Source organism: Actinomycetota bacterium (assembly GCA_030018275.1).
Lineage (GTDB): Bacteria > Actinomycetota > Aquicultoria > Subteraquimicrobiales > Subteraquimicrobiaceae > Subteraquimicrobium.
Window position 1 is genome coordinate 51,376 of the sequence record JASEGB010000008.1, and the last position, 22,638, is coordinate 74,013.

A 22,638-nucleotide genomic window follows, 5' to 3' on the forward strand; every position below is an offset into this window, starting at 1 on the left:
CCCCCGATGAAATCGGGAGGCTGCCCCAAATGCTTGCCCGTACGGGCAAACCCCCTAGTCACGGTTTCAAATCTGCGGCAGTTTACAAGATTTACAACCATTTGGAATGAGCGATCAATTAACGTTACTTGGTGCGCTTGGCGGGATTTGAACCCGCGACCTTGGGATCCGGAGTCCCACGCTCTATCCCCTGAGCTACAAGCGCAAAATTTATACTCTATCTAATCCAAATCAAACGGGTCTAAAGACCCGTTTCTACTTTTTTGGGAACTAGTAATATCTTATATAAAAGGAGTCAAATTCGCCAGTGTAATCTTCCCACTGAACATCAATATTTCTGACATGAGCTTCGGGTGGACCTATATGACACCAGTCCACCATCCTGCGAACTTTATCCTCCTCCCCTTCAAAAACAGCTTCCACTCGGCCATCAGAGCAATTTCTCACCCAACCCGCTACATCGAGCTTTTCAGCCTGGTGACAAGTATAAGAGCGAAAGAAAACACCTTGAACTCTGCCTTCTATCAGAACATGGGCGCGAACTTTTGACATTTTCTTTATCCATCAATTGGTAAAAGTCTGTTCTTTTAAACAGGTCTAAAGACCTGTTTCTACATAAAATAATTGGAGTCTAAAGACCTATTTCTACTTTTTGGGAGAACTAGACTATCGTCAGTGGATGCGTTTCAAGAAGGGTTCTATGTATCTACGCTGCACGGGGTCGACTGATTGCTCCAATAGGACCAAGACAATGTATCGAGGTTCAAAGGGAGTGGCCTTGGGATACATTTTAGCCTCATATGGAAGCCTATTTCCCTTCAAATAATTGCAAGCTGAGCAAGCAGTGGTTACATTATCCCAGGTATCTGTACCACCTTTGCAGAGGGGTTTTACGTGCTCTCGAGTTAAATACTCCCCCTTTCTAAATTCACTTTTATGACGTCCACAATATTGGCAGGTATAGTGATCCCGGGCAAAAAGTATGGAATTGGTAACTATTCCGCGAAGCCTGCGGGGAATTTCCACATATTTAATTAATCTAATCACCAGTGGGTATGGATACTCACGTTTTTCAGAGCGAATACGCTTCTCCACATGTTCCTCTATAACCTCTGCTTTTTCTTTAAGCACCAGAATTATTGCCCGTCTAACTGGTACAAAAGTGAGGGGCTCCGCACTGGCGTTTAAAATTAAAGTTTTCCCCACAATCACCTTTAAGCTCCTTTTTATTTTTCTCTATAATAGCATCCCAAAACTTGTCAAGTTCTCGAGTCATCTCTTCCCCATCCTCTAGATGAGATGATATTAAGACTGAATCTAAGACTGGGTCTTTTCCTTGAATTCCTTTATTCTATTGAGTAAATCTTCTTTAAAATATATATGACCCAGTCCCGTTATCCTTCTCTTGGCTATTTGGGATTGGGATACTATTACATATCGCCAGTTCCCAGTGGTGGAAGAATATATGGTAGTCACCACTTTATCGCCCCTGAGTTCTGTGAGCATTTTCTGTAAACATTCAACATCCTCTGTTTTATGAACCGGTTTGCCATCCCTGGGCTTGAAATATTTTTTCATCAGCCATCACCTTATTTAACTTTATCATTAACTAACGAAATACCTCAAGACATCCCACGGCGATATTAAAGCTCTTTTTCTCCAATGCCGAGTAAATGTTTGAAATGAGGAACTATTTGGGAGGGATGGGAAATGGATGCATCAAAAAACAATGAAGGCTATGAAGTTTTGGAACTCTTTGGTATTAAATTAAAGGTCAAAAATCCGCGAATTGCGAAAATTCTGACTATGGATGCCAAAGAGGTGCTAACCGAGGACATTCGAGTGCTTAGGAAAAAATTAGCTGAGCCAGATCGAGAGGAATCGGGATTTGAGGAGATACCATCGATTTCGGAGATAGAGTCCCACAGCGTTTACCGAAAGGTCATCAATTCCATAGGCAAAAGGTTGGAATTCGATGTGAATTTGGGTGATCTATGGAGATCAACTACCGGGATGACCATCATCGTGAAGGCAATAAAGGACGGTCTCAATTTCAATCAGGCCCGTAAGTATGTAAGTGAGCTTGCTACTCAGCAAAGCAGAATAAGAAATGAGAATGCCGGGTTGTTCATAGTCGGCGATAATATCAGTTGCGATATCTTAAAAGCGGCTATCCGCAGTCAGAACTTATATCATTTGATGCGAGTGATTTCCTATGAAAATTTCAACCAAATTTTGCAACTAAAGGAAGGAGGGTACCTCAATCATAAAGGTGTAGTAACATTGATGGTACCGTTGGATAATATAGATGTGGGAGAATTAATAAATGTGATAAAAGCGGCTGCTGCACCAGCAAAATTGGAAAAATATTTCGCCAAAAGAAAGTGATTTAATGAGCCAGAGCTTTTGCCAATGCTTCCCCAAATTGCTCAGCGGCTTCCGGACCATCTGCTGTGATGATTTTCCCATCGACTTCGACCTTGCTCGCTGTATAGTAGACACCTTTCGCCGTCAATTTACCGGCTTCTGATGGCCAAACCGTCGCCTTTTTGCTGGTTAAAACTCCAGCATTAGCTAAGGTTACTGGGGCGATGCATATTGCCCCTAGCACTTTGTCAGCTTTTACTATCGTTTGTGCAATTTCATGGGCTTGGGGATCGTGCCAGAATTCAGAAGCACCTGAACCCCCAACGAAGATCACAGCGTCAAAATCCTTTACATCTGCTTCATCGAGAAGAATATCGGGTTCCACCCGCAAGCCAAACATGCCCATTGCTGGGGAACGCTCTGAGGAAGCTACTGAGATCTGGGCCCCACTTTTTTCGAGAATAGTCCTGGGCTTTTGATATTCCTCATCTCTAAAATCCCTGTTAGCTATCACCATCAATATCCGTTTTCCAGCCAAATCCGGCATTGTCTTTAAATCCCCTCCTTATCTAATATCGGTTATATCAGCTGTCTTAACCTGCTCTTTCCTCTGCGCACTTACAAGCCCCTGGTATATCTCACGAAATGCTATAAATATTAATATCGATATGAGTAACCCAAGTGCGGGATCTAGGAAAACATTGAAAACACTTAATCTGGGAGCATAGCTAACCAAAAAATTCATCAACCTTCGCAAAAACTGGACGAAGATCGCCAAGATCACAAAATCCAGAGCTTTGAATTCCGGGGGAATGAGCTTTCTTGAGAGATAGGCGTAATAAAGAGCAACAAATTGAATTACCAGGGAAACAAAGTGCACTGTTTCAATGTAAGATTTCATATTGCTCCTCCCACCTTAAATTTTGATTAAATAAGTTTTAAAATTATTTAATAATACAAATTATTTCTTCAATACATGCGATTATCCTTTTTGTTTATCAAAAATTTTGGAGATGGCTTTGCGTGGTAAATAATTTTTAAAATTTTATCAATTTGTAAATAATTTCCTTGACTTCATCGATGGAAGGGTATAATTTAAAAATTGGCTCCGGGAAGCGAGTAGGAGAAACTTCGAAAGAAGGCACTCTGAAAGTTACCCGGAGCTATTTTATATAAAAGTTAAATTAGCCGATTATTAATAATGAAGACCTGAGAGGAGTGTAAGCAACTCCGCCGAGAAGATCTCGGAATGCATTGGCTTTCAACCCTCTCAGGTCTTCACATGTCACAGTTAAGAAAGCTATTCTCAGTCCTGATTTTTCCTACCGCACTAAAATTTACTCGTTGTCTGCTTAACTACCATATGATATTCTAAGTGAGGATTCACTAGCGAGATCGGTTAGCACCAGACCGAGATGGGGAGTGGTCGAATGGTAAGACGCCAGACTCTGGATCTGGAGGTTGCAGGTTCGAGCCCTGCCTCCCCAGCCACAGGGCGCATTCGTCTAGTGGCCTAGGACACCGCCCTCTCAAGGCGGAGATCGCGGGTTCGACTCCCGCATGCGCCACCAACAATACTAAAAAATTTTCAAAAAGCGGGAAATTACGCCCGGGGGGATTTTTTGCGTTGCCTATACGGATAGGGGTAAAAGTGAACCTGGTTCTTTCCCCTCTGCTTTGCTAGGTATAGGGCTTCATCGGCCCTACTTTTAGATGGTAAGCATATTATGGAAAGAGGAGACAAACTTTGGGAAATCTAAACGGAGCTTCGTGGCAGGATTTTTTGTGCTCTCCTTAGGCGATCTATCGCGCGCCTCTTTCCTAAAAGTTCAAGGGTTTCAAAGAGGGGTGGGCTCACCATTCTTCCGGTAACCGCAACCCTTATTGGCTGAAAAACCTCTCGCGCGTGAAGTCCGAGCTCGTTCTGGAGAGACCTGAGGGTCCTTTCGATCCCCCCTGAATCGAACCTATCCAAAGATTCCAACCTCTCTGTAGCCATTGATAAAACCTTGGGTACTTCAGGAGCACTTAAGATCTTTTCAACGGATTTTGGATCCCATTCCACATCCTTGAAGAAGAAATCCGCGAGCTCAACGACCTCGGCGAGATTTTTCATCCTCTCTTGCTCTAAAAAAACAAGCCTCTCTAACCAGCTCATTTTCCTTTTATCCGGCGCCTCAGCTAAATAGCCCGCTCTTTCAAGAAAGGGAATAATCTCGGCCGCAAGCCTCTTAACTGGAGCATGGCGGATATAATAACCATTCATCCACTCAAGTTTTCCAATGTCAAAAACGGCTGGGGCTTTCGATACCCTCTCCAGAGAAAATTTCTCGATCAGTTCATTCCTACTTATCAAGGTGGTTTTCTCATCTAAAGACCAGCCCAAGAGAGCTAAGTAGTTGACCATCGCTTCCGGTAGATATCCTTTATTTCGATATTCTTCAATGGATGTAGCTCCGTGACGCTTACTCAAAGGTTTCCGATCAGGTCCCACAATCATCGGTAGATGCGCAAATAGCGGAGGTTCCGAGTTCAGAGCGTTGTATAGAAGAACCTGTTTTGGTGTGTTGGGCAGGTGATCCTCTCCCCGAATTACGTGGGTAATCTCCATGGCTTTATCGTCGACGACTACGGCGAAGTTATAGGTTGGGCTGCCGTCGGCTCGAAGAAGGACGAAATCATCGAGGAGTCTATTCTCGAAGTGAACTTCGCCTCGAATGAGATCGGATATGGTGGTTACCCCTTCAAGGGGACAAGCAAATCTTATAGCCGGTTTTCGCTCCCTTTCGAGCACCCTCCTCTGCTCAGAACTTAAAGCTCGGCATCTTCTGTCGTAGCGAGGCGGGATGCCCGCCTTGAGAGCTTCCTCGCGTCGAGTCTCAAGCTCCTCTGGAGTGCAGTAACAAAAGTAAGCCTTTTTTTCATCGAGCAAACGCTGGACAGCCTCGTGATAGAGTGAGAATCGTTCGGTCTGGCGATAGGGGCCTTCGTCCCAATCCAGACCGAGCCATTTTAAGGAGGAAATGATCACTTCTATCGCTTCCTCCGTCGATCTAGTGCGATCGGTATCCTCTATCCTGAGAATGAAACTTCCCTTATTCTTTCGAGCAAAAAGCCAATTATAGAGGGCTGTTCGGGCTCCTCCGATATGCAAATAACCGGTGGGACTGGGAGCAAAGCGGACACGGACGGCTTGCCCTTTGTCCCTTATTGCCTGTCGCAGATCTTGTTCTATTTGTTTTTCGAGCCATTCTTCCTCGAGCTTGCGTCTTTTGTCGGGAATTACTTTCGTGGGAGGGGGCATCGGCTTTCTGATTGACTTGTAGATATCCAGTTCGTCGGAGATTTTCTTTTTCTTACTCATGCATCCCACCGTTTTAGTAATTATTAACCCTGGACATAATTCATTCACGGGAGTTTCTTCCACCACGCTGTTTATCAGGTCAATGCAAAATGTAAAAATCAAAAATAAAAATCACAAATCAAAATGTAAAATTGTTATTTTTTAAACCATTTTAAATTTTGGATTGTCATTTTGCACTTTTCATTTTGGATTTTGAATTTGAGATGAGCTCAATTGAGATTTATGTCTAGCTATAGTGATTATGTCCATGTTTCAATTTGACAACGGGTCACGCTCTCTTATCAGGGTAATTTTACTCCCAACTTTTAATCCTAACTTGACGGAGGCACTTCCCTGGTTTACAGCAATACAAAGATGATCAGATGAATCCACCAATAAGAGGAGCTCACCAGCCTTTACTTCGCCAAAAGTCCTCAAAAGGGGCAGGATTATACCCTTCTCATCCCATTTTACCAAAATTTGGTTTTTCAATCTTATGCCACATTTCATCAACTCATGTAGGGTTACATTTAAGCGAAGGGTTCCAAATTTATCTACATCAATGACCTCGCAAATTATTTCCTCTCCTGAAATCCTTGCTTTGGACCAAGGGGTTTGGACAAGGTCATTTATATCGATTTCCGGTCCAAACTCATCTATATCCTTCCCTGCAGCTAGGTGAGCAGCAGCAGGGGCGAAGATGTCTCTTCCGTGAAAGGAGGGGCAAATTGGTTTGTGCATATATCTTTCATTGGTTATCTCGACAACCCTTTTAATCCCTCCTAATCTTTGAGCTGTGGGAATGAGCAGCCCATTATCGGGTCCTATCAAGTAATCTCCCCTTTTGGTCAAGATTATTATAGCCCTCCTCTTGGTTCCCACACCGGGATCGACTACGGCTAAATGAATCCCCTTGGGCATGAAGGGAACTGCACTAGCGAGTAGTAGAGCACCCTTCTTTACATTGAAATTTGGAACTTCGTGAGAAATATCGATGATCTCAGCGTGAGGAGCAATCCCCTTCACGACACCTTTGCAGACTCCAACCCATCCATCAGCTAAGCCAAAATCGCTTAAGAATGTTATAATGGGTCCCATTTGTCTCCTCTCAATCCTTTCATATGAACATAAAATGGTTAAAGTGTGTTACCCTTCCCTAATGTCTAAGGTGTCAGCCTAACTCGTTAATAGTCCAGGTTACGACTCAGCCTGTAGATTTATGTCTAGGCAAGATGCTCGGGAAAACTTACAGATGGTGATCTCTTAGGCTAATCTGATAAAGCCTTCGGTAGACCACATTTATTTGCCAGAATACAAAAAACTTGTATATGGAACGCAGGTGCCGTAAGGATTTAAGCATTCTCATGAAGATTGCCCAATAGGAGTAAACCTTCTGGCAGGCCCAATCATAATGGGCTCGAAATTCCTCGGGTGACATGAGCTTGGGATGGAACACCACGTGAGTAGTGTCATATTTCTCCCACCTGTTGTGCAGAATGCGTCCGGTTTCCTCCAACTTCTCGCGGAGAGCAGTTCCCGGATAGGGAGTTAACACAGTAAGTTGGGGAACCTCTATATTCAACCGTTTGATGAAATTCACGGTTCTTTTAAATACACCCGGATCTTCTTCATCAAACCCGAAGACAAAGCAACCAATAATCCCTATTCCTTGGGAGTGTATCCTGCGAATGGCTTCTGCGTATTCGATTATCTTATTCACCTTTTTGCCCATGGCTTCGATGGCCTCGTTCACCAGGGATTCGAAACCCATGAGTATTCCAACGCAGCCACTGCTTGCAGCCAACTTTAGCAAGGACCAATCCTTTGCCAGATTGAGGGAACCTTGACTTATCCACTTTATCTTCAAAGGGATTAAGGCTTTGAAAAGCTCCTTAGCATACTTGGGATTTCCCACAATATTATTGTCGGTGAAGAATATAAACCTCTCCTTCAAATCCTTTATCTCTTGTACAACCTCCTGGATGGGTCGATAGCGGATGTTGTTACCGAAAAAAGTCGTGGTAGAGCAAAAACTGCAGTTGAAGGGACAGCCCCTTGATGTCTCTACTTTGGGGACATTCACATAAGCTTTTTCATTCATTAAATCTCGACGAGGCCTTGACAGATTCGTCAGATCGGGTTTCTTCTTTGAACGATAGAATTTTTGAAGACTCCCTCTTCTGAAATCATCGAGCATCTTCTGCCAGACTCCCTCCGCTTCTCCCAGGATAATAGCATCGGCATGGGCAATTGCCTCCTCCGGTACGAGGGTAGGATGAACGCCTCCCATCACTACCTTTACCCCTCGAGTGCGAAACTCATCGGCGATCTCATAGGCCCGGGGGGCACTTGGGGTAAGAGTGGTAATGCAAACCAGATCAACCGGTTTATTGAAATCGATTTCCTCCACATTCTCATCGGTGATGGAGACTTCAACGTCGGGGGGATTCAACCCAGCTAAAATGGGTGGAGTTAAGGAACTCATATACATCTTTCCAAATAACCTCACATTCGTTGGGTGATAGGGTTGGATAATTTCTAACTTCAAAATAATCACCATCCATTAATTTTAAATCTCCAATTCCCTTCCATAATCATCTGCGAGCCTGTGGACATCATCCTCAAGGGAATAGCCGAAGGCAACCTCCAATATCCTCCCCCTTTTTCCCTTGGAGGATATGCGGTGAACCTGACCCGCTGGGATGAAAAACTCTTCACCCACCTTGGCATCGTGGATCTCATCGCCGATTTGAACCCTTAAACCCTTGTCCAGTATCACCCAGGTGTCGCTCCTTAAGTTGTGCCAATGCAAACTGGTTTCTTGATTGGGTTGTATGGTGATGAGCTTCACGGAACAGGTTTTATTGAGAGCATAAATGTTTAAATGACCCCAAGGCTTATCGACCTTCATGACCACCACCTTCATTCTTCTACCATATTCATTCACATTATAGCGCAAATCAAAATCAAACCTTCGATCTATAAAATTTTCAAAAGATTGACCATTTCAATGGTGGACATGGCTGCCTGCCAACCCTTGTTGCCGGATTTAGTGCCAGCGCGCTCTATTGCTTGCTCGATGGTATCGGCGGTAATTATCCCAAAGGAGATGGGGACACCGGTATCCAAATTTATCTTGGCAATGCCCTTGGCTACCTCGCTGCAGATGTATTCAAAATGGGGGGTATCACCCCGAAGAATCACCCCCAGACAGATGAGACCGTCGTATCTCTTGGAGAGGGCCATCCTCCTGGCGATCAATGGTATCTCAAAGGAACCCGGAGTCCAAACCACCTCGATGTTTTCATCCCGAGCATCATGTCGCTTGAGGGCATCCATTGCCCCTTCCAAAAGTCTTTTACTTAAAAACTCATTGAATCGACTGACGATAATCCCAAATTTAAAATCCCGCGCAATAAGTTTCCCTTCATAAATTTTCATGATTTCCTCCCTTCCATTATCGACCCTGGTTACTCAAAAATCGTCGCCTGCAGTGAGTTAAGAATTGCTTTTTCGAGCGACTAGTCTTCTAGCTCAAATAGGTGAGCTAATTTATCTCTTTTGACTCGTAAGTAGTCGATGTTGTGAAAACTAGGTCGTACAACCAGCGGTACCCTTTCGGTGATCTTTAAACCATAACCCTCCAATCCCACTATCTTTCTGGGGTTATTGGTCATTAAACGCATCGATGTGATGCCCAAATCGACCAATATTTGAGCCCCAATGCCATAGTCCCTGAGGTCTGGCGGGAAACCCAGCTCTTTATTCGCTTCTACTGTATCCTTCCCTTCTTCCTGAAGCTCATAAGCCCTGAGTTTATTGACAAGTCCTATGCCTCTCCCCTCCTGTCCTATAATGTACAGAAAGACTCCGCGCTCCTCCTGAGCTATCTTCTTTAAAGCTTCCTCCAATTGACCTCCACAATCGCAGCGAAGGGAGCGAAATACATCTCCGGTCAAGCACTCAGAGTGAACTCGAACTAGGATATCATTTCCGCCTTCAACTTTCCCCTTGACCAGTGCTAAATGGCATTTTCCATCCAAAATACTTTCATAACCGATAGCTGTAAACATCCCATATTTTGTGGGTAGATTTACCTCCGCGATGCGTTTCACGAGTTTCTCGGTGCGGTGGCGAAATCTAATTAGGTCTGCAATGGTTATCATCCTCAGACCAAATTTTCCTGCGATTTTCTCCAATTGGGGAACCCGGGCCATGGTTCCATCCTCATTCATGATCTCACAGATGACACCCGCTGGGAAAAGTCCCGCTAATTTTGCCAAATCCACGGCTGCTTCGGTATGGCCGGCTCTCTCCAAAACCCCGCCTCTTTTGGCTCGAAGCGGGAAAACGTGACCGGGCATGGAGATATCCTCCGGCTTGGTCTTAGGATTTACGACCGTTCGGATGGTGATTGCTCTATCGCGTGCGGATATGCCCGTAGTTGTGTTGTGCTTCGCATCGATGGAAACCGTAAAGGCAGTTTCATGAGATGATGTATTGTTGGGAACCATGGTGGGGATTTTAAGCTGGTCCAATCTCTCGAGGGTACAGGGTAGACAAATGAGACCTCTCCCGTGTTTGGCCATGAAATTTATAGCCTCAGGGGTAACTTTCTCCGCAGCCACGCAGAAATCTCCCTCATTTTCACGATCCTCATCATCCACTACGATGACCATCCCACCCCTTTTTATCTCCTCGATCGCTTCTTCGATGGAACTAAAAGCCACCTCTTCACCCCCCTGAAGTAAAACCGTGTTTTAAAAGCGTTTCTAAAGTTAGATTGCCCTTAACCGATTTTCTTAAGAAGCTTTCGATATACTTTCCGAAAATATCCGCTTCCAAATTTACTTTGAGACCTGGACCCTTAAAACCCAATGTTGTTACCCTTGCCGTGTGGGGAATAATGGAAATAGTGAAAGCGGAAGTAGAAATATCGACTATGGTCAGACTCACTCCATCTACCGCAATTGAGCCTTGCGGTATTAAATATCGACTAACTTGAGACGGAGCCTCGATCTTAAGGATAATTGCATTACCTTTCCTAATTTTGTTGAGGATTGCTCCTACACCATCAACATGCCCGGTTACCATATGCCCACCGAGACGATCATGGAATCTCAAAGCCCTTTCCAAATTCACGACATCTCCGGATTTTAACTCGCCCAGATTCGTCCTTTCCAGCGTCTCGGGCGAAATATCCACTCGAAATCCATTCCCCCTTCGCTCGGTAACCGTGAGGCAGACTCCATTTACAGCGATGGAGTCTCCAATCTTCAAATCCTCCGTCACCTTTGGGGCAAATACCTCCAAAGTGCATTTACCTCCGCTTTTCGTGAGTGCTTTAACTCCTCCAAGTTCCTCAATTATGCCCGTGAACATACCACAACTCCCTTGAAAGATAGGGATGAGTTATGAGTCATAAGTGAAAAGAGAAAGAAGAATTCTTGTTTCACTCTAGACTTATCCCTCTAGACTTACTCCCTCTAGACTTACTCCCTTCTTAGGGTAGGCTTCTATCATCAGGTCTTCGCCGACCCTTTTCACGTCCGTTATTTTAAGGTTGGGTGCCTGGTCAATGGCTTCAATGCTTTCTCCGCCTATAACTCCAGGGGTATCATCTCCTCCTATGAGTTTTGGAGCGATAAAGAACAAAAATTTATCCACGATTCCAGCCTTGATGGCCGATGCGCTGAGCAGCGAACCTCCTTCCAAAAGAACGCTGGTTATCTCCCTTTCTCCCAGTTCCTTCATGAGTTTGACCAGGTCAACTCTTCCATCTTTTCTGGGGACGGGGAGAACTTCAACCCCGTATTGGCGAAGAGTTTGAATTTTTTCTTCATCAGCATTAGCAACGGCCAGAATTGTGGGAATCTCTGAAGCCGTTTTGACTATCTTGGAATCCAGGGGGATTCTTGCTTTACTGTCTATGATGATGCGAATGGGATTATGTGTTTCTCCACCCTGAAGTCTCACCGTAAGTAGGGGATTATCCAGAAGAACGGTTCCTATTCCAACCATGATAGAATCGTATTCACCGCGGAGGCGATGGACTTCCTTGCGGGATTTCTCACTCGTTATCCGGGTAGCACTCCCTCTTTTTGCCGTAATTTTCCCATCCATACTCATGGCCACTTTCATTAAAACGAAGGGCAAACCCGTCGTTATGTACTTAATGTAGATCTCATTTTGATGAGCGATTTCTTGGCTTAAAATGCCCACTTCGACGTCGATTCCTTTGAGTTTAAGCTGCTCGATACCCCTTCCACAAACCTTGGGATTGGGGTCGATTAATCCCACTATAACCCTTGAAATTCCAGACTCAATGATCGCTTCAGTGCAGGGAGAAGTTCTTCCATAAATACAACAGGGTTCCAGAGTTATATACATCGTAGCCCCTTTTGCCTCCTCCTGAGCTTCATTAAGGGCGTTTATCTCAGCGTGAGGCTCCCCAGCTCTGGTGTGGAAACCTTCCCCCACTATTGCTCCATCCTTAACTATTACCGCTCCCACAAGGGGATTGGGGCTGGTTCTTCCTCGCCCCTTCTCTGCTAGCTCGATTGCCCGCCTCATGTATTGTCCATGCATGAGAATTCCCTCACAGCTAAAATAGCCATTCCAATATTTTTGTCTCTTATTAAAAAGAAATGCCAAGGAGAGGTCCTTGGCAATAGCCAATACTCAAGGAACCTTCTCCCATCCAGACTATACTGTCGGCTCTGGAATTCCCTTTCGGGTCACCAGATCCACCCCACCTTAAGCACTAGTGCTAATTATTTGGTAATTGGTATATTATTCTTATTCACCCAATAACCTAGTGACCTAATTGCCCAAATGGGATTCGCGGGCTTTACCGCCGGTCGGGACTTCCCACCACCAATACTTGCTGCCACTCTCTTCCTCACTTAGAGCAAAGTAGCTTGGCAGTAGGTCACCCTGCCCCGAAGGTTTCCCATATTTCATTTGCAAAAACTATAACAAAAGATTACAGCTTAGGCAAGCCTGTCTGCCGACAGGCAGGGGAAATTACTTTTCTTAAGTTCCTTATGGCCTCGCCGATATCAATGTGGTTAAAAATGGCAGAACCTGCAACTAGGATATCCGCCCCCGCCTTTACGATATCCAGGGCATTCTTCTGAGAAACCCCTCCATCAACCTCTATTGCTACCGAAGGATTGCGCTCTTCAATCATATTTTTAAGAAGACGTATCTTCTCTAGGGTTTGAGGAATGAACTCTTGTCCCTCAAAACCAGGATTAACTGACATAATGACCACGAAATGTATCTCCGGTAGAATGTTGATGAGATTTGTTAGAGTTGTTGCAGGATTTAGGGCTACTCCAACACCTAGATTACTATAAGTCTTAACCCTCTGGATTACTCGATGTAGATGAGTACAGGCTTCAAAGTGGACGGAGAGGAGATTGGCTCCAGCTTCAATGAAATCCTCGATGAAGAATTCTGGGTTCTCGATCATCAGGTGCACATCAAAGGGGATATTGGCATACCGCTTGATAGCAGAAATTGCGGAGGGACCGATGGAGATATTGGGCACGAAATGACCGTCCATGACATCGATATGGATGTAATCCGCTCCGGCTTCTTCAGCTCGCTTGACTTGCTCTCCCAGGCATGCAAAATTCGCCGACAAAATTGAGGGAGCAATCTTTACCCTTTTTACCATAGGGATTCCTCTCTTAAGGTAAAAGTAATTTTAACATTGAGTTTTCCTTCCTTCAAGAACTTTCTGCCTAACTCTTATCTTGTCCCGAACCTAAATTCCAAGTCCCGAATTCCCAACTAACTCTCCTTTCTAAATCTACAAACAAATAAACCATCGGTTCCATGCCTATGGGGCAAGAGCTGAATGAATTTAAGAGGCATTTCAGCCCTTAAGGAGGGAGGAAAGAAAGAGGAGATATCCTCAAGGGAAAATTCAGGATGCTTTTTCAAGAATTCCTTCGCCACCTGCTCACTTTCCCTCTTCGAGATGGTACACACGGAGTACACCAGCACCCCCTTTCTTTTAAAAATTTTGAAGCCGAATCCAACAGTCTCGATTGTAGAAGGGAAAGTTCATCAATCTGCCGAGGAGTTTTCCGCCATCTAGCATCGGGTCGCCTGGCTAAGCCACCCAATCCCGAGCAAGGGGCATCCACCAAGACTCTATCCACGGGTGATTCCACAATCTCTCCAAGCCTTGTGGAATCACCTTGAATGATTTGGACGTTTTTGATACCTAAGCGTGAGCAATTATCCCTAACCAATCCTAAGCGATTTTGATGGATGTCCACGGCGATTATCCTTCCCTCATTCCCCATTAACTGAGCAAGGTGAGTGGTCTTTCCTCCCGGGGCTGCACAAGTATTTAAAATAACCTCCCCGGGTTTGAGGTCTACTATATGACCAACCAAGATGGAACTCTCATCCTGTAATAAGAATAGCCCTTCTCTGAATTCTGTGAGCTCGGTTACACTCCCCATATCCTCGACAATCAGGGCTTCGGGCAACCAACTTGAGCTAATTTTAAGTCCTTCACTTTCAAGGCGACGAGCCAAATTTGAGAGGGAAATTTTGAGGGTGTTCACTCGAATAACCATTCGAGGGCGAACATCATTTGTTTGGCACAGTAAAGCGGTCTCCTCAAAACCGAAATCCCTTACCTACATCTCTACAATCCAGCACGGGTGGGAATGCTTAAAGGAGATATACCCAATGGGTCATCTTGGTGGTCGGGCCAGGGAAGTTTTTCCCTGCCTCGAATGACCCTGTGCAGGATCGCATTGACGAAACTCCCCATAGCGGGGTGAAAGTATTTCTTGGCTAATTCGACAGTTTCGTTGCAGAAGGCGTGATTGGGAATCTTATCGAGGTAAAGAATTTGATAACAACCAAGCCTAAGGATATCCAAGGCTTTCTCTTGAATCTTGCTCGGCTTTGGCGGGTAAAAGCGGGTTAAAATCCAATCCAAAGTGCCTTCATTTCTAAGGGTTCCGCACGAGTTCAGCAACTAGAGCTCTGTCGCGCTTTGATAGATCACTTTCCGCCAAAAGTCTGGAGAGAACGAGATTGGCATAACTCCCAGTCTCATGAACCCTGCATATTGCCTCCAAAGCCACTTCCCTCGCAGTTTTCATGCAATTCGCCTCTCGAGTTTCTCTCCAGCTTCTACTCTATATCCCCTGCAGAATTCAGCAGCGATCATCCTTCTCCTGCCTTCGGGTTGAACTTCGACCATGAGAAGTTGGCCCCGTCCACAAGCAACTATAAAACCTTTGTTGGCATCGACATCGATGATCATTCCCGGTTCACGGATCGATATCTGAAATTTGGCATCTGGCATCACTTCTGCCCACCAAATTTTAAGCCTCTTACCTTTATAAAAGGTGAAAGCACCTAGGGAAGGATTCAAAGCTCTAATGAGATTCCTTATTCCATCTGCGGGAAGAGCCCAGTCTATTATCATTTCATCTTTTTCTATTTTGGGAGCATAGGTTGCATTCTTGTGATCTTGCTTAATGGGGGTAATGGCTCCCTTCGATAACCCTTCAATGGTCGATAAGAGTAACTCCGCTCCTAGCTTGGAAAGTTTATCCTCCAAGTTTCCCGAGGTATCGTCGGGGGAAATTGGAATGGCAGATTGCAAAAGGATGTCCCCAGTATCCAAACCTTGATCCATGAGCATCGTGGTGATACCCGTCATCGTGCAACCATCAAGGATCGCCCTTTGGATGGGAGCAGCCCCCCTATACCTAGGGAGAAGAGAGGCATGAACATTGACACAACCATACCTGGGCAACTCGATCAACCAATTGGGTATGATCTTCCCATAAGCCACTACCACGATGATATCGGGCTTTAACAAGCTAATTTCCCTTCGCACTTCATCACTTCTCAAGGTCTCAGGTTGAAAAACGGGGATTCCATGTCGGAGGGCAAATTCTTTCAGAGGAGGTGGGGTGGGTTTCAAGCTCCTTCCCTTGGGACGATCCGGCTGAGTAACAACGGTAACTATTCCATAACCAGCCTTGAGGAGAACTTCGAGACTAGGGATTGCGAAGTGCGGAGTTCCCATGAATAATACTCTCATAATCATCTATCACCCCAAATTTCATTAATTAAGCAAGAATTAAGTCGAGCAAGTTAAATTACTGAATACGAATATATTGGCTTATCTGTTGCAGAGCCTTTTGACGCTCGCTTTTACTTGCCCGGTCAAGGATGAGTATCCCATCAAGATGATCGACCTCGTGCTGAATAATCCTGGCCTGCAACCCTTCCATGGATAACTCCAGTCCCTTTCCTTGAGGACTAAGGGCTTTAACCTTAATCTTTTGGGGGCGGCTTATGAGAATTCTGACACCCGGAAGACTTAGGCAGCCTTCCTCCTGCACCTCAGTTTCCTTACTTCGCCAAATAATTTGAGGATTGATGTAAACGGATGGCCCATCACCTAAGTCAGAGACTATAACCCGCTTTAAAATCCCTATTTGAGGAGCAGCCAGTCCCATTCCAGGAGCATTGTGCAATGTATCGATGAGATTCTTCGCCAGCTTTTTGACCTCTTGATCGATTTTTTCTATGGGAAATGCCTTTTCCCGTAGCACGGGATCACCAAACTTCCTAATTTCCAGAACCGCCACCTATGCTCACCTCAAAGTCCGATCTCTTAATCGACCACGCAATCACCCGTTTAGGCTGTAGCCAAAAGTGAAATTATCTTTTTACTCCCAACTCCTCACTACCGACTAAATTTAGAGTAGCCACACGGGATCCACATCTATGAATAGGGTCACATCTTTGGAATATTTCTCCGGTAATAATCGTTTGTGATTTTCCTTAAGAAAAGTCTTAACGGCACGAGGATTTGATATCTTAAGGACAATGTGCCATCTATATTTATTTCCCAGCTTCTGAAGAGGGGCGGGTGCTGGACCGAGGAGATCAAAAAGACCGTCGAGTTTGCTTTGGAGAAACCTTCCAATGCTTAATGCTACTTCCCTTGCCCTCCTTTCATCCCTTGCCGATATCAGAATGTTAATCAATTCGCAGAAGGGAGGATATTTTAACTCCTTCCTCAAACTTATCTCTTTCAGGTAAAAGGAATCGTAATTTCCTCGGAGCATCGCCTTAATGGCATAATTTTCGGGACAATATGTTTGAACGACCACGGTTCCGGGTCGTTGTCCTCTACCAGCTCTTCCACCAACCTGCATTAATAGTTGAAAAGTTCGCTCCGCTGCCCTGAAATCTGGGAGATTAAGAGCGGTATCCGCATTTATGATTCCTACCAAGGTGACCTCAGGAAAATCGAGTCCCTTGGCGATCATCTGAGTACCCAGGAGCACTCCCACCCTCTCTTCCTTAAACTCAATCAACCTGCGCCGATGGGCACCTCTTCGAACCGTAGTATCAGCATCCATCCTGATTATGGGCAAATCTGGAAATAAATTTTTGAGTTCGCTTTCAACCCTCTGAGTTCCAACGCCGAAATAGCGAATCCGATGACCCTTACATTTAGAACAGACACAAGGAGCGGGTCTTACATAACCACAGTGGTGGCACTTTAAAACCCTCTTATCCTGATGATAAGTCAGCGAAACGGCACATCTTTTACATTTTATCACCAAACCGCAATCCCTGCACAGCAGAAAACCGCAGTAACCTCGTCTATTCAAGAATAATATCATTTTCCCTCTGGAATTGATACATTCCTTCATCCGTTCGCGTAGAGTTGAACTGAATATGCCTTTATTGATTTCCCTCCTCATATCCACCAGCTGTATACCTGGCAATGGTCTGTTCTCAATGCGTCTGGTCAAATAAATTAGTTCATACTCTCCCCTTTCCGCTTTGAACTTGCTCTCCACTGATGGAGTAGCGCTTCCCAAAATCACACAAGCGTTGTTCAACTGAGCTCGTTTTAATGCTACATCTCGGGCATGATATCTAGGATTTCGATTTTGCTTATAGGTGCTCTCATGCTCTTCATCCACAACAATCAATCCCAAATTGCTTACGGGGGCAAACAATGCTGAGCGAGCACCCACTACCACCTTATAACGTCCTTCCCTGACCCTTCTCCACTGGTCAAATCTCTCACCCAAACCCAATCCACTGTGGAGAATGGCCACGATCTCACCAAACCTTGAGCGGAAACGATGCACCATTTGTGGGGTGAGAGCAATCTCTGGGACCAAGACGATGGCGGTCTTTCCTTTCTTGAGGATGTGGGAGATGGCTTGAAGATAGATTTCCGTCTTTCCACTTCCGGTGACACCTTGTAAGAGAAAAACGGAGGGTGCTTCTCCATCGATTGATTCCGTGATCCTTTGAAGAGCCTCGGCTTGCTCGCAGGTCAAAGTGGAAGGAGTTTGAAAATTTTCGGGATAATAAAAATCTGCATCTCGAAATGTTGGATGATCGAAAATCTTCACAATTCCCTTACCCACGAGCGATTTTAGGGAGGTATAAGAAGCATCCACCAAGGATAGCAACTCGTGGACGGGCATTTTGGGTTCTTCCGAAAGGACCTCCAATATTCTTTGCTGCTTGGGTGCTTTAGTAGTTAAAGATCTAGCTACCGTTTCAGCTTCCTGACTGGATAAATTGAGCCGAATATACCGTTCTTTTTTGACATCAACCCTGGGTTGCGATATCCAATATTTCTTGAGAATAAACTTTTTCCCCTCTAGCTCTTTTAAAGCCGAGGAGATTTTCCCGCCACATGATTTCTTTAACGCCCGAAGTGAAATTTTTCCTCCAAGGACTGCCATCTTACGAAGAATTTCCCGCTGTCTAGGAGCTGTGGGTGAGATTTGCTTTAGCAGGTCTACGAGTTTACCATTGAGGATTATCTCTTGAGAGAGTTTACGCCCCCTCCCAGGTGGGAAGGCGAGCTTAAGAGCTTCTCCTAGCGTGCAGAGATAATGGTCAGCGATCCATTGGCAAAGTTTGATCATCTCTTCACTGAAAACTGGGGTCTCGTCCAAGATATCTATTATGGAACTGAGATGGGAAACGGTGGATTTGGATTTGAAACCCACTACGTAACCAATTTTAAGACTCGGACCGAAGGGAACTAACACCATTGATCCAATGCAAATTCTGGAGGATAGCTCGGCTGGAATTAAATACTCGAAGGGATGATCCACTTCATGAGGGGGAATATCTACGATTATTTCGGCGTATTTTTTATCCTTCAAAGTAAATTTTTCGAACATATGTTCTCACTTCTTCATTATAGGGGAAAGGTAGCAAAGGTCAATTTCTTTTCTCTCGAGCCCTTAAGTTTTTCTCAATTAAAACCGATAAAAATAAGGGTCCCAAGATGGGTGCGCCCCTCCCCCATCTTAGGACCCTTAACTATTAAAACTCTAATCCACATTTTTCGCCTCCTCTTCCAAGTAATCAGCTTTCCTGGCATGTCTCTCCATTTCCTTGAGGAAGGGCTCAACTTGATGGTTTATCCATAAGCCAACATCCTCAACATCCAATCGCTTAAACTCCGTCAATTCCTTTGAAAGGATTTCAAGCTTTAAAGCCATATCCCTAATCCTTGCTTCATCTCCGGCCTCATTGGCCTGGGCTAATTCCCCCATCAATCTCGCTGCTTCTTTCAGCCTATTTATTTGCTGCAGGAGGGTATCGAGATTGATTCCTTCCATTTTTTCATTTGCAATGGAAAATTGCTGAAGAGCGTCATCAAATAGTTGTTGACTTCTCTGAGCACAAGTTAAAGCTTCCTTCCAATTTTTGGCATTTGAATGTTTGGTGACAGTATCAAAACTACCTGAAGCCTCTTCGAGTTTTGCTAAACCCGTGGATATAGAGGGAAGAACGGATAATATCTCATCGAACGCGGTGTATAATTTTTCCATAGTTTGGAAATATTCGAGTCGAGACTGGTAAGATTCCAAGAGTAAACTAACCTGGCGCCTTTGATTTTTAGGCAGCCTTAACTTTTTGGTCTTTTTCAGATTTTCAACAGCCATTCTCAGGCTCATCTTGGCTTCGACGATTAAGTCCGTGCATTTCCTGAGATTGCTCCGAAGCTCATCCACATTCTCCTCGTTCAAATTCTCAAATTTCATCAAAGATCCTATCTTCCGGTGAATCTTTTCCACCCTTCGCCTGTGTTCCTTCGCTTCTCCTATCCATTTACTTGCCTCCCCAACCTGGTATCTGCAACCCGATAAAGATCCGCATAAGAGGAGGGATATTAAAAGTGCAGAAAACCATCTTTGTAAAATCGCAAATTTTTCGCTCATATTCTGCTCCCTCTAACCCCTAACTGTATTAATCGCGGACATGGTTACTTCCTTACATGGTTCACAGTAATTATATCGAGAGTAAGCTATATTACATTTAATGCTTGTAGGCTAGACATAAATCTCAATTAAGCTCATCTCAAATTCAAAATTTAAAATGAAAACTGTAAAATGACAATCCAAAATTCAAAATGTTTAAATGTATTATTAACGAGTTAGGTTAACACTTTGCCCTTTGACAAACGCAGGACATGTTGACGCTTTCGGTTAAAATTAGATTATTCAAACCTAAAACCGAAAGGAGGTCAATCATGTCCCACGATGATTTAATTATCCATCATCGTGTGCAGCTTTTCAAATATGCCAAGAGGCATAATGTCAAAGCTGCCTGCCAAATCTTTGGAATCTCAAGGACCAGGTACTATGAGCTTCTCAAGGACTTCAAAAAGTATGGAAGACTAGGTCTTGCTCCTAAGAAGAGACCAAAACCCAAGATGCCCAACCAGATCAAGAAAGAGGTAGAGAAGGAGATCTTGGATTACGTCAGAGAATATCCTACCCATGGTCCGGAGAGAATAGCCAATGAACTCAAGAGAAAAACTTTTGGTCGCATCAGCTACAGCGGTGGTGGAACCTACAACGTTCTGAAGAGAAACGGCTTGAACAGAAGATTTGAAAGACTTCTCTATGCTGAGGAGCATGGAAATGGGATATTCACTGAACTCCTACAAAGGGAACTTGAGAGGAGAAAAGAAAACCATGTTGAGACGCACTATCCCGGAGAACTTCTCTCCATGGATGTGAAGCTAGTGGGAAGAATTAAAGGCATCGGGAAAATCTATCATCAGGTTGCTGTGGACTGCGATTCTTCCTTTGGCTTTGCCAAGCTCTATCTCTCTAAGAAAGCCAAGACCTCTTGTGACTTCCTTGAGAGTTCCGTTCTTCCCATCTATGAAGCATTCTCCATTCCCCTCTTAAGAGTGCTCACCGACAACGGAAAAGAATACACGGCACTTAGCAAGAGAGGTAAAAAGATACACATCTTCGAGAAGGCCTTGAGGAAATATGGCATAAGACACAGCTACACTAAGCTTAAGCATCCCTGGACAAATGGATACGCCGAGAGTTTCCACAAAACCTTGCTCAATGACTTCTATCAACTAGCATTTCGCAAGAAGATCTACACAAGCCTAGAAGAATTACAAAAGGATCTCGATGAGTTCTTACACCATTACAACTTCAAACGCACTCATCAGGGATGGAAGCTCAATGGGAAGACACCAGCTGAGAAGTTCCTAAATGGTAAAAGATGCCCGGCTCTTGAAAGTCCAAAGATTAAGTTTTCAAAGAACAATGAAAACCGAAAGTGTCAGAAGTGTCAGAAAGTGTCAACTTGACTTGTTAATAGTCCATGTAAAATTCAAAATTAAGTCCTATGTCCGACGGAGATACTTATGGAACTGTTCCGCATATCCGATTTCAAAATTTATTTGCATGGGCGTGCTGGGACACAGGAGGAAAATTACCTGGTGATTACCTCATAAGCTCTCTCGTAATCGTCGATCATCCTCTCCACGGAAAAATTGCTCTCAACATGCTTTCTGCAAGCCATTGCTATGGCTGCTCTGCGACCATCTGAAAGTGAATCCACCGTCTTAACGATCGAGATCATCTCATCCACGGTATCAACTACCCACCCAGTTGCCTCATTTTTTACAATCTCCGGTACCGAACCTCTTTTAAACGCTATAACGGGTGTGCCCGTGGCCATGGCTTCGATCATCACCAGTCCAAAAGGCTCAGACCATTGAAGTGGAAAAATAAAAGCCTTTGCTTCACCATAAAGTTTGACCTTTTCTTGAAACTCAAGCTCTGGGACCTCGATAATTTGTTCACCATCAACAAATGGTTTGATCTTGGTCTGGTAATATTCCCTATCACAGGGGTCTACTTTCCCGGAGATAATGAGCTTAATTCCCACTCGCTTGGCGATCTCAATGGCCAAGTGCACCCCCTTTTCGGGACTAAACCTCGAAATAAAGATGAAGTAATCCTTCTTTTTGGGATTGAACTCAAATTTTTCTACATCGATGGCATTATAGACTGTACAAACATAATTTAATTCTGGACAACCTACTCGTTGGCTATCGCTGACGGAGTTATAGAACTTATCTTTATTAAGCAAGAATAGTTTTTTGGCAGACTCGGGGAAAATACCATGCAATGTGTGTAGGGTGGGGGTGGGAAGAAAGGAGCTTAAAACTATTCCCAGGATACCGATGTGACTGTGGATGACGTCAAACCTTGGAGTCTCAAATTTACAAGTCTGAAAAGCATATTGCGCATGGAGAAGACCAGGGATTGGACTACCCACGAGTTCTCTCGGGGGTTTATCGTAGATGCTCCTTAAGTTTGCCTTTGTGATGGAATTTCCAGTAGCAAATATCGTTACATCATGACCTCTTCTCACCAATTCCTCGGTGAGAAGGGAAACTATTAACTCAATTCCACCATATTTCTCCGGAGGACATCTTCCCCAAATGGGTGCAACCTGTGCTATTCTCATTGCTACTAACCTTCTTCCGTCTATTGCTGCTACGATATATCCCCTGTGTTTCCTCTCAAATGAGCTTTTTCGCTCCTGCTCCAACAAATCCT

At 44.4% G+C, this 22,638-nt stretch carries 25 protein-coding genes and 3 tRNA genes; 4 read left to right on the forward strand and 24 right to left on the reverse strand.

The window, feature by feature from the left end; translation table 11 throughout:
• Positions 1-129: 129 nt before the first annotated feature.
• The 4 genes from QMD66_04705 to QMD66_04720 all read right to left on the reverse strand — a co-directional run bounded on the left by QMD66_04705 (position 130) and on the right by QMD66_04720 (position 1,578).
• Positions 130-205 (reverse strand) — tRNA-Arg (locus QMD66_04705).
• A gap of 65 nt (positions 206-270) precedes the next feature.
• Positions 271-552, reverse strand: a complete 282-nt coding sequence (locus tag QMD66_04710) for an acylphosphatase (protein ID MDI6822153.1) — start codon at positions 550-552, stop codon at positions 271-273.
• A gap of 120 nt (positions 553-672) precedes the next feature.
• Positions 673-1,212: an HNH endonuclease gene (locus QMD66_04715; GenBank protein ID MDI6822154.1), complete on the reverse strand. Its 540-nt coding sequence runs from the start codon at positions 1,210-1,212 to the stop codon at positions 673-675.
• A 105-nt stretch (positions 1,213-1,317) separates the two neighbouring features.
• Entirely contained in the window at positions 1,318-1,578 is a 261-nt protein-coding gene (locus tag QMD66_04720; GenBank protein ID MDI6822155.1) for a hypothetical protein, read from the reverse strand.
• 132 nt (positions 1,579-1,710) lie between these two features.
• On the opposite strand from QMD66_04720, the gene QMD66_04725 reads away from it, so the two are divergent.
• The gene (locus tag QMD66_04725) at positions 1,711-2,388 is read left to right on the forward strand and encodes a hypothetical protein (GenBank protein MDI6822156.1); all 678 of its coding nucleotides are present in this window, start codon (positions 1,711-1,713) and stop codon (positions 2,386-2,388) included.
• 1 nt (position 2,389) lies between these two features.
• On the opposite strand, the gene QMD66_04730 is transcribed toward QMD66_04725, so the two are convergent.
• Both QMD66_04730 and QMD66_04735 read right to left on the reverse strand, forming a co-directional pair.
• The gene (locus QMD66_04730) at positions 2,390-2,914 is read right to left on the reverse strand and encodes a DJ-1/PfpI family protein (GenBank protein MDI6822157.1); all 525 of its coding nucleotides are present in this window, start codon (positions 2,912-2,914) and stop codon (positions 2,390-2,392) included.
• Positions 2,915-2,932: 18 nt separating this feature from the next.
• Positions 2,933-3,268 carry a hypothetical protein gene (locus QMD66_04735; protein ID MDI6822158.1) on the reverse strand — a complete coding sequence of 112 codons (336 nt, stop codon included), beginning with the start codon at positions 3,266-3,268 and terminating at the stop codon, positions 2,933-2,935.
• Positions 3,269-3,783: 515 nt separating this feature from the next.
• On the opposite strand from QMD66_04735, the gene QMD66_04740 reads away from it, so the two are divergent.
• A tRNA-Gln gene (locus QMD66_04740) sits at positions 3,784-3,858 on the forward strand.
• A gap of 3 nt (positions 3,859-3,861) precedes the next feature.
• A tRNA-Glu gene (locus tag QMD66_04745) sits at positions 3,862-3,938 on the forward strand.
• A 185-nt stretch (positions 3,939-4,123) separates the two neighbouring features.
• Here QMD66_04745 and gltX read toward each other — a convergent pair.
• From gltX to QMD66_04830, 17 genes are all read right to left on the reverse strand, one after another.
• Positions 4,124-5,731: a glutamate--tRNA ligase gene (gltX, locus tag QMD66_04750; GenBank protein ID MDI6822159.1), complete on the reverse strand. Its 1,608-nt coding sequence runs from the start codon at positions 5,729-5,731 to the stop codon at positions 4,124-4,126.
• A 252-nt stretch (positions 5,732-5,983) separates the two neighbouring features.
• Positions 5,984-6,808, reverse strand: a complete 825-nt coding sequence (locus QMD66_04755) for an SAM-dependent chlorinase/fluorinase (protein ID MDI6822160.1) — start codon at positions 6,806-6,808, stop codon at positions 5,984-5,986.
• Between the two features lie 148 nt (positions 6,809-6,956).
• Positions 6,957-8,258 carry a radical SAM protein gene (locus tag QMD66_04760; protein ID MDI6822161.1) on the reverse strand — a complete coding sequence of 434 codons (1,302 nt, stop codon included), beginning with the start codon at positions 8,256-8,258 and terminating at the stop codon, positions 6,957-6,959.
• Positions 8,259-8,279: 21 nt separating this feature from the next.
• Positions 8,280-8,657, reverse strand: a complete 378-nt coding sequence (locus tag QMD66_04765; GenBank protein ID MDI6822162.1) for a phosphomannose isomerase type II C-terminal cupin domain — start codon at positions 8,655-8,657, stop codon at positions 8,280-8,282.
• Positions 8,658-8,689: 32 nt separating this feature from the next.
• Positions 8,690-9,151, reverse strand: coding sequence for a 6,7-dimethyl-8-ribityllumazine synthase (ribE, locus tag QMD66_04770; GenBank protein ID MDI6822163.1), 462 nt, complete (start codon positions 9,149-9,151; stop codon positions 8,690-8,692).
• 80 nt (positions 9,152-9,231) lie between these two features.
• On the reverse strand, positions 9,232-10,440 hold the full coding sequence (locus QMD66_04775) for a bifunctional 3,4-dihydroxy-2-butanone-4-phosphate synthase/GTP cyclohydrolase II (GenBank protein MDI6822164.1): 1,209 nt from the start codon (positions 10,438-10,440) through the stop codon (positions 9,232-9,234).
• 4 nt (positions 10,441-10,444) lie between these two features.
• Positions 10,445-11,092 (reverse strand): riboflavin synthase, encoded by a 648-nt coding sequence (locus tag QMD66_04780; protein ID MDI6822165.1) that lies wholly within the window; start codon positions 11,090-11,092, stop codon positions 10,445-10,447.
• Positions 11,093-11,173: 81 nt separating this feature from the next.
• Complete coding sequence (gene ribD, locus QMD66_04785) at positions 11,174-12,298, reverse strand: bifunctional diaminohydroxyphosphoribosylaminopyrimidine deaminase/5-amino-6-(5-phosphoribosylamino)uracil reductase RibD (protein ID MDI6822166.1); 1,125 nt, start codon at positions 12,296-12,298, stop codon at positions 11,174-11,176.
• 397 nt (positions 12,299-12,695) lie between these two features.
• Entirely contained in the window at positions 12,696-13,394 is a 699-nt protein-coding gene (gene rpe, locus QMD66_04790; GenBank protein MDI6822167.1) for a ribulose-phosphate 3-epimerase, read from the reverse strand.
• A 116-nt stretch (positions 13,395-13,510) separates the two neighbouring features.
• Entirely contained in the window at positions 13,511-13,711 is a 201-nt protein-coding gene (locus QMD66_04795) for a hypothetical protein (GenBank protein ID MDI6822168.1), read from the reverse strand.
• Positions 13,660-14,298 carry a methyltransferase domain-containing protein gene (locus QMD66_04800; protein ID MDI6822169.1) on the reverse strand — a complete coding sequence of 213 codons (639 nt, stop codon included), beginning with the start codon at positions 14,296-14,298 and terminating at the stop codon, positions 13,660-13,662. The genes QMD66_04795 and QMD66_04800 overlap by 52 nt, the downstream gene beginning before the upstream one ends.
• A gap of 83 nt (positions 14,299-14,381) precedes the next feature.
• Positions 14,382-14,681, reverse strand: coding sequence for a transcription antitermination factor NusB (locus tag QMD66_04805; GenBank protein ID MDI6822170.1), 300 nt, complete (start codon positions 14,679-14,681; stop codon positions 14,382-14,384).
• A gap of 13 nt (positions 14,682-14,694) precedes the next feature.
• Positions 14,695-14,847 carry a hypothetical protein gene (locus QMD66_04810; GenBank protein MDI6822171.1) on the reverse strand — a complete coding sequence of 51 codons (153 nt, stop codon included), beginning with the start codon at positions 14,845-14,847 and terminating at the stop codon, positions 14,695-14,697.
• On the reverse strand, positions 14,844-15,800 hold the full coding sequence (gene fmt / locus QMD66_04815) for a methionyl-tRNA formyltransferase (GenBank protein MDI6822172.1): 957 nt from the start codon (positions 15,798-15,800) through the stop codon (positions 14,844-14,846). Before fmt ends, QMD66_04810 begins: the two co-directional genes overlap by 4 nt.
• Positions 15,801-15,858: 58 nt before the next feature.
• Positions 15,859-16,353: a peptide deformylase gene (gene def / locus QMD66_04820; GenBank protein MDI6822173.1), complete on the reverse strand. Its 495-nt coding sequence runs from the start codon at positions 16,351-16,353 to the stop codon at positions 15,859-15,861.
• Positions 16,354-16,464: 111 nt separating this feature from the next.
• Positions 16,465-18,933 (reverse strand): primosomal protein N', encoded by a 2,469-nt coding sequence (gene priA, locus QMD66_04825; GenBank protein MDI6822174.1) that lies wholly within the window; start codon positions 18,931-18,933, stop codon positions 16,465-16,467.
• 153 nt (positions 18,934-19,086) lie between these two features.
• On the reverse strand, positions 19,087-19,980 hold the full coding sequence (locus QMD66_04830; GenBank protein MDI6822175.1) for a hypothetical protein: 894 nt from the start codon (positions 19,978-19,980) through the stop codon (positions 19,087-19,089).
• A gap of 311 nt (positions 19,981-20,291) precedes the next feature.
• On the opposite strand from QMD66_04830, the gene QMD66_04835 reads away from it, so the two are divergent.
• Entirely contained in the window at positions 20,292-21,377 is a 1,086-nt protein-coding gene (locus QMD66_04835) for an IS481 family transposase (protein MDI6822176.1), read from the forward strand.
• A gap of 125 nt (positions 21,378-21,502) precedes the next feature.
• Here the strand turns inward: QMD66_04835 and QMD66_04840 are convergent, their stop codons facing one another.
• On the reverse strand, positions 21,503-22,546 hold the full coding sequence (locus tag QMD66_04840) for a glycosyltransferase family 4 protein (GenBank protein MDI6822177.1): 1,044 nt from the start codon (positions 22,544-22,546) through the stop codon (positions 21,503-21,505).
• Positions 22,547-22,638 lie beyond the last annotated feature (92 nt).

What these genes read in the sequence shown, in the direction of transcription:
- QMD66_04710 (MDI6822153.1), bottom strand. Translation starts at nt 552, where the DNA reads ATGTCAAAAGTTCGCGCCCATGTTCTGATAGAAGGCAGAGTTCAAGGT.
- QMD66_04720 (MDI6822155.1), bottom strand. Translation starts at nt 1,578, where the DNA reads ATGAAAAAATATTTCAAGCCCAGGGATGGCAAACCGGTTCATAAAACA.
- QMD66_04725 (MDI6822156.1), top strand. Translation starts at nt 1,711, where the DNA reads ATGGATGCATCAAAAAACAATGAAGGCTATGAAGTTTTGGAACTCTTT.
- QMD66_04730 (MDI6822157.1), bottom strand. Translation starts at nt 2,914, where the DNA reads ATGCCGGATTTGGCTGGAAAACGGATATTGATGGTGATAGCTAACAGG.
- QMD66_04735 (MDI6822158.1), bottom strand. Translation starts at nt 3,268, where the DNA reads ATGAAATCTTACATTGAAACAGTGCACTTTGTTTCCCTGGTAATTCAA.
- gltX (MDI6822159.1), bottom strand. Translation starts at nt 5,731, where the DNA reads ATGAGTAAGAAAAAGAAAATCTCCGACGAACTGGATATCTACAAGTCA.
- QMD66_04755 (MDI6822160.1), bottom strand. Translation starts at nt 6,808, where the DNA reads ATGGGACCCATTATAACATTCTTAAGCGATTTTGGCTTAGCTGATGGA.
- ribE (MDI6822163.1), bottom strand. Translation starts at nt 9,151, where the DNA reads ATGAAAATTTATGAAGGGAAACTTATTGCGCGGGATTTTAAATTTGGG.
- QMD66_04780 (MDI6822165.1), bottom strand. Translation starts at nt 11,092, where the DNA reads ATGTTCACGGGCATAATTGAGGAACTTGGAGGAGTTAAAGCACTCACG.
- ribD (MDI6822166.1), bottom strand. Translation starts at nt 12,298, where the DNA reads ATGCATGGACAATACATGAGGCGGGCAATCGAGCTAGCAGAGAAGGGG.
- rpe (MDI6822167.1), bottom strand. Translation starts at nt 13,394, where the DNA reads ATGGTAAAAAGGGTAAAGATTGCTCCCTCAATTTTGTCGGCGAATTTT.
- QMD66_04810 (MDI6822171.1), bottom strand. Translation starts at nt 14,847, where the DNA reads ATGAAAACTGCGAGGGAAGTGGCTTTGGAGGCAATATGCAGGGTTCAT.
- fmt (MDI6822172.1), bottom strand. Translation starts at nt 15,800, where the DNA reads ATGAGAGTATTATTCATGGGAACTCCGCACTTCGCAATCCCTAGTCTC.
- priA (MDI6822174.1), bottom strand. Translation starts at nt 18,933, where the DNA reads ATGTTCGAAAAATTTACTTTGAAGGATAAAAAATACGCCGAAATAATC.
- QMD66_04830 (MDI6822175.1), bottom strand. Translation starts at nt 19,980, where the DNA reads ATGAGCGAAAAATTTGCGATTTTACAAAGATGGTTTTCTGCACTTTTA.
- QMD66_04835 (MDI6822176.1), top strand. Translation starts at nt 20,292, where the DNA reads ATGTCCCACGATGATTTAATTATCCATCATCGTGTGCAGCTTTTCAAA.
- QMD66_04840 (MDI6822177.1), bottom strand. Translation starts at nt 22,546, where the DNA reads ATGAGAATAGCACAGGTTGCACCCATTTGGGGAAGATGTCCTCCGGAG.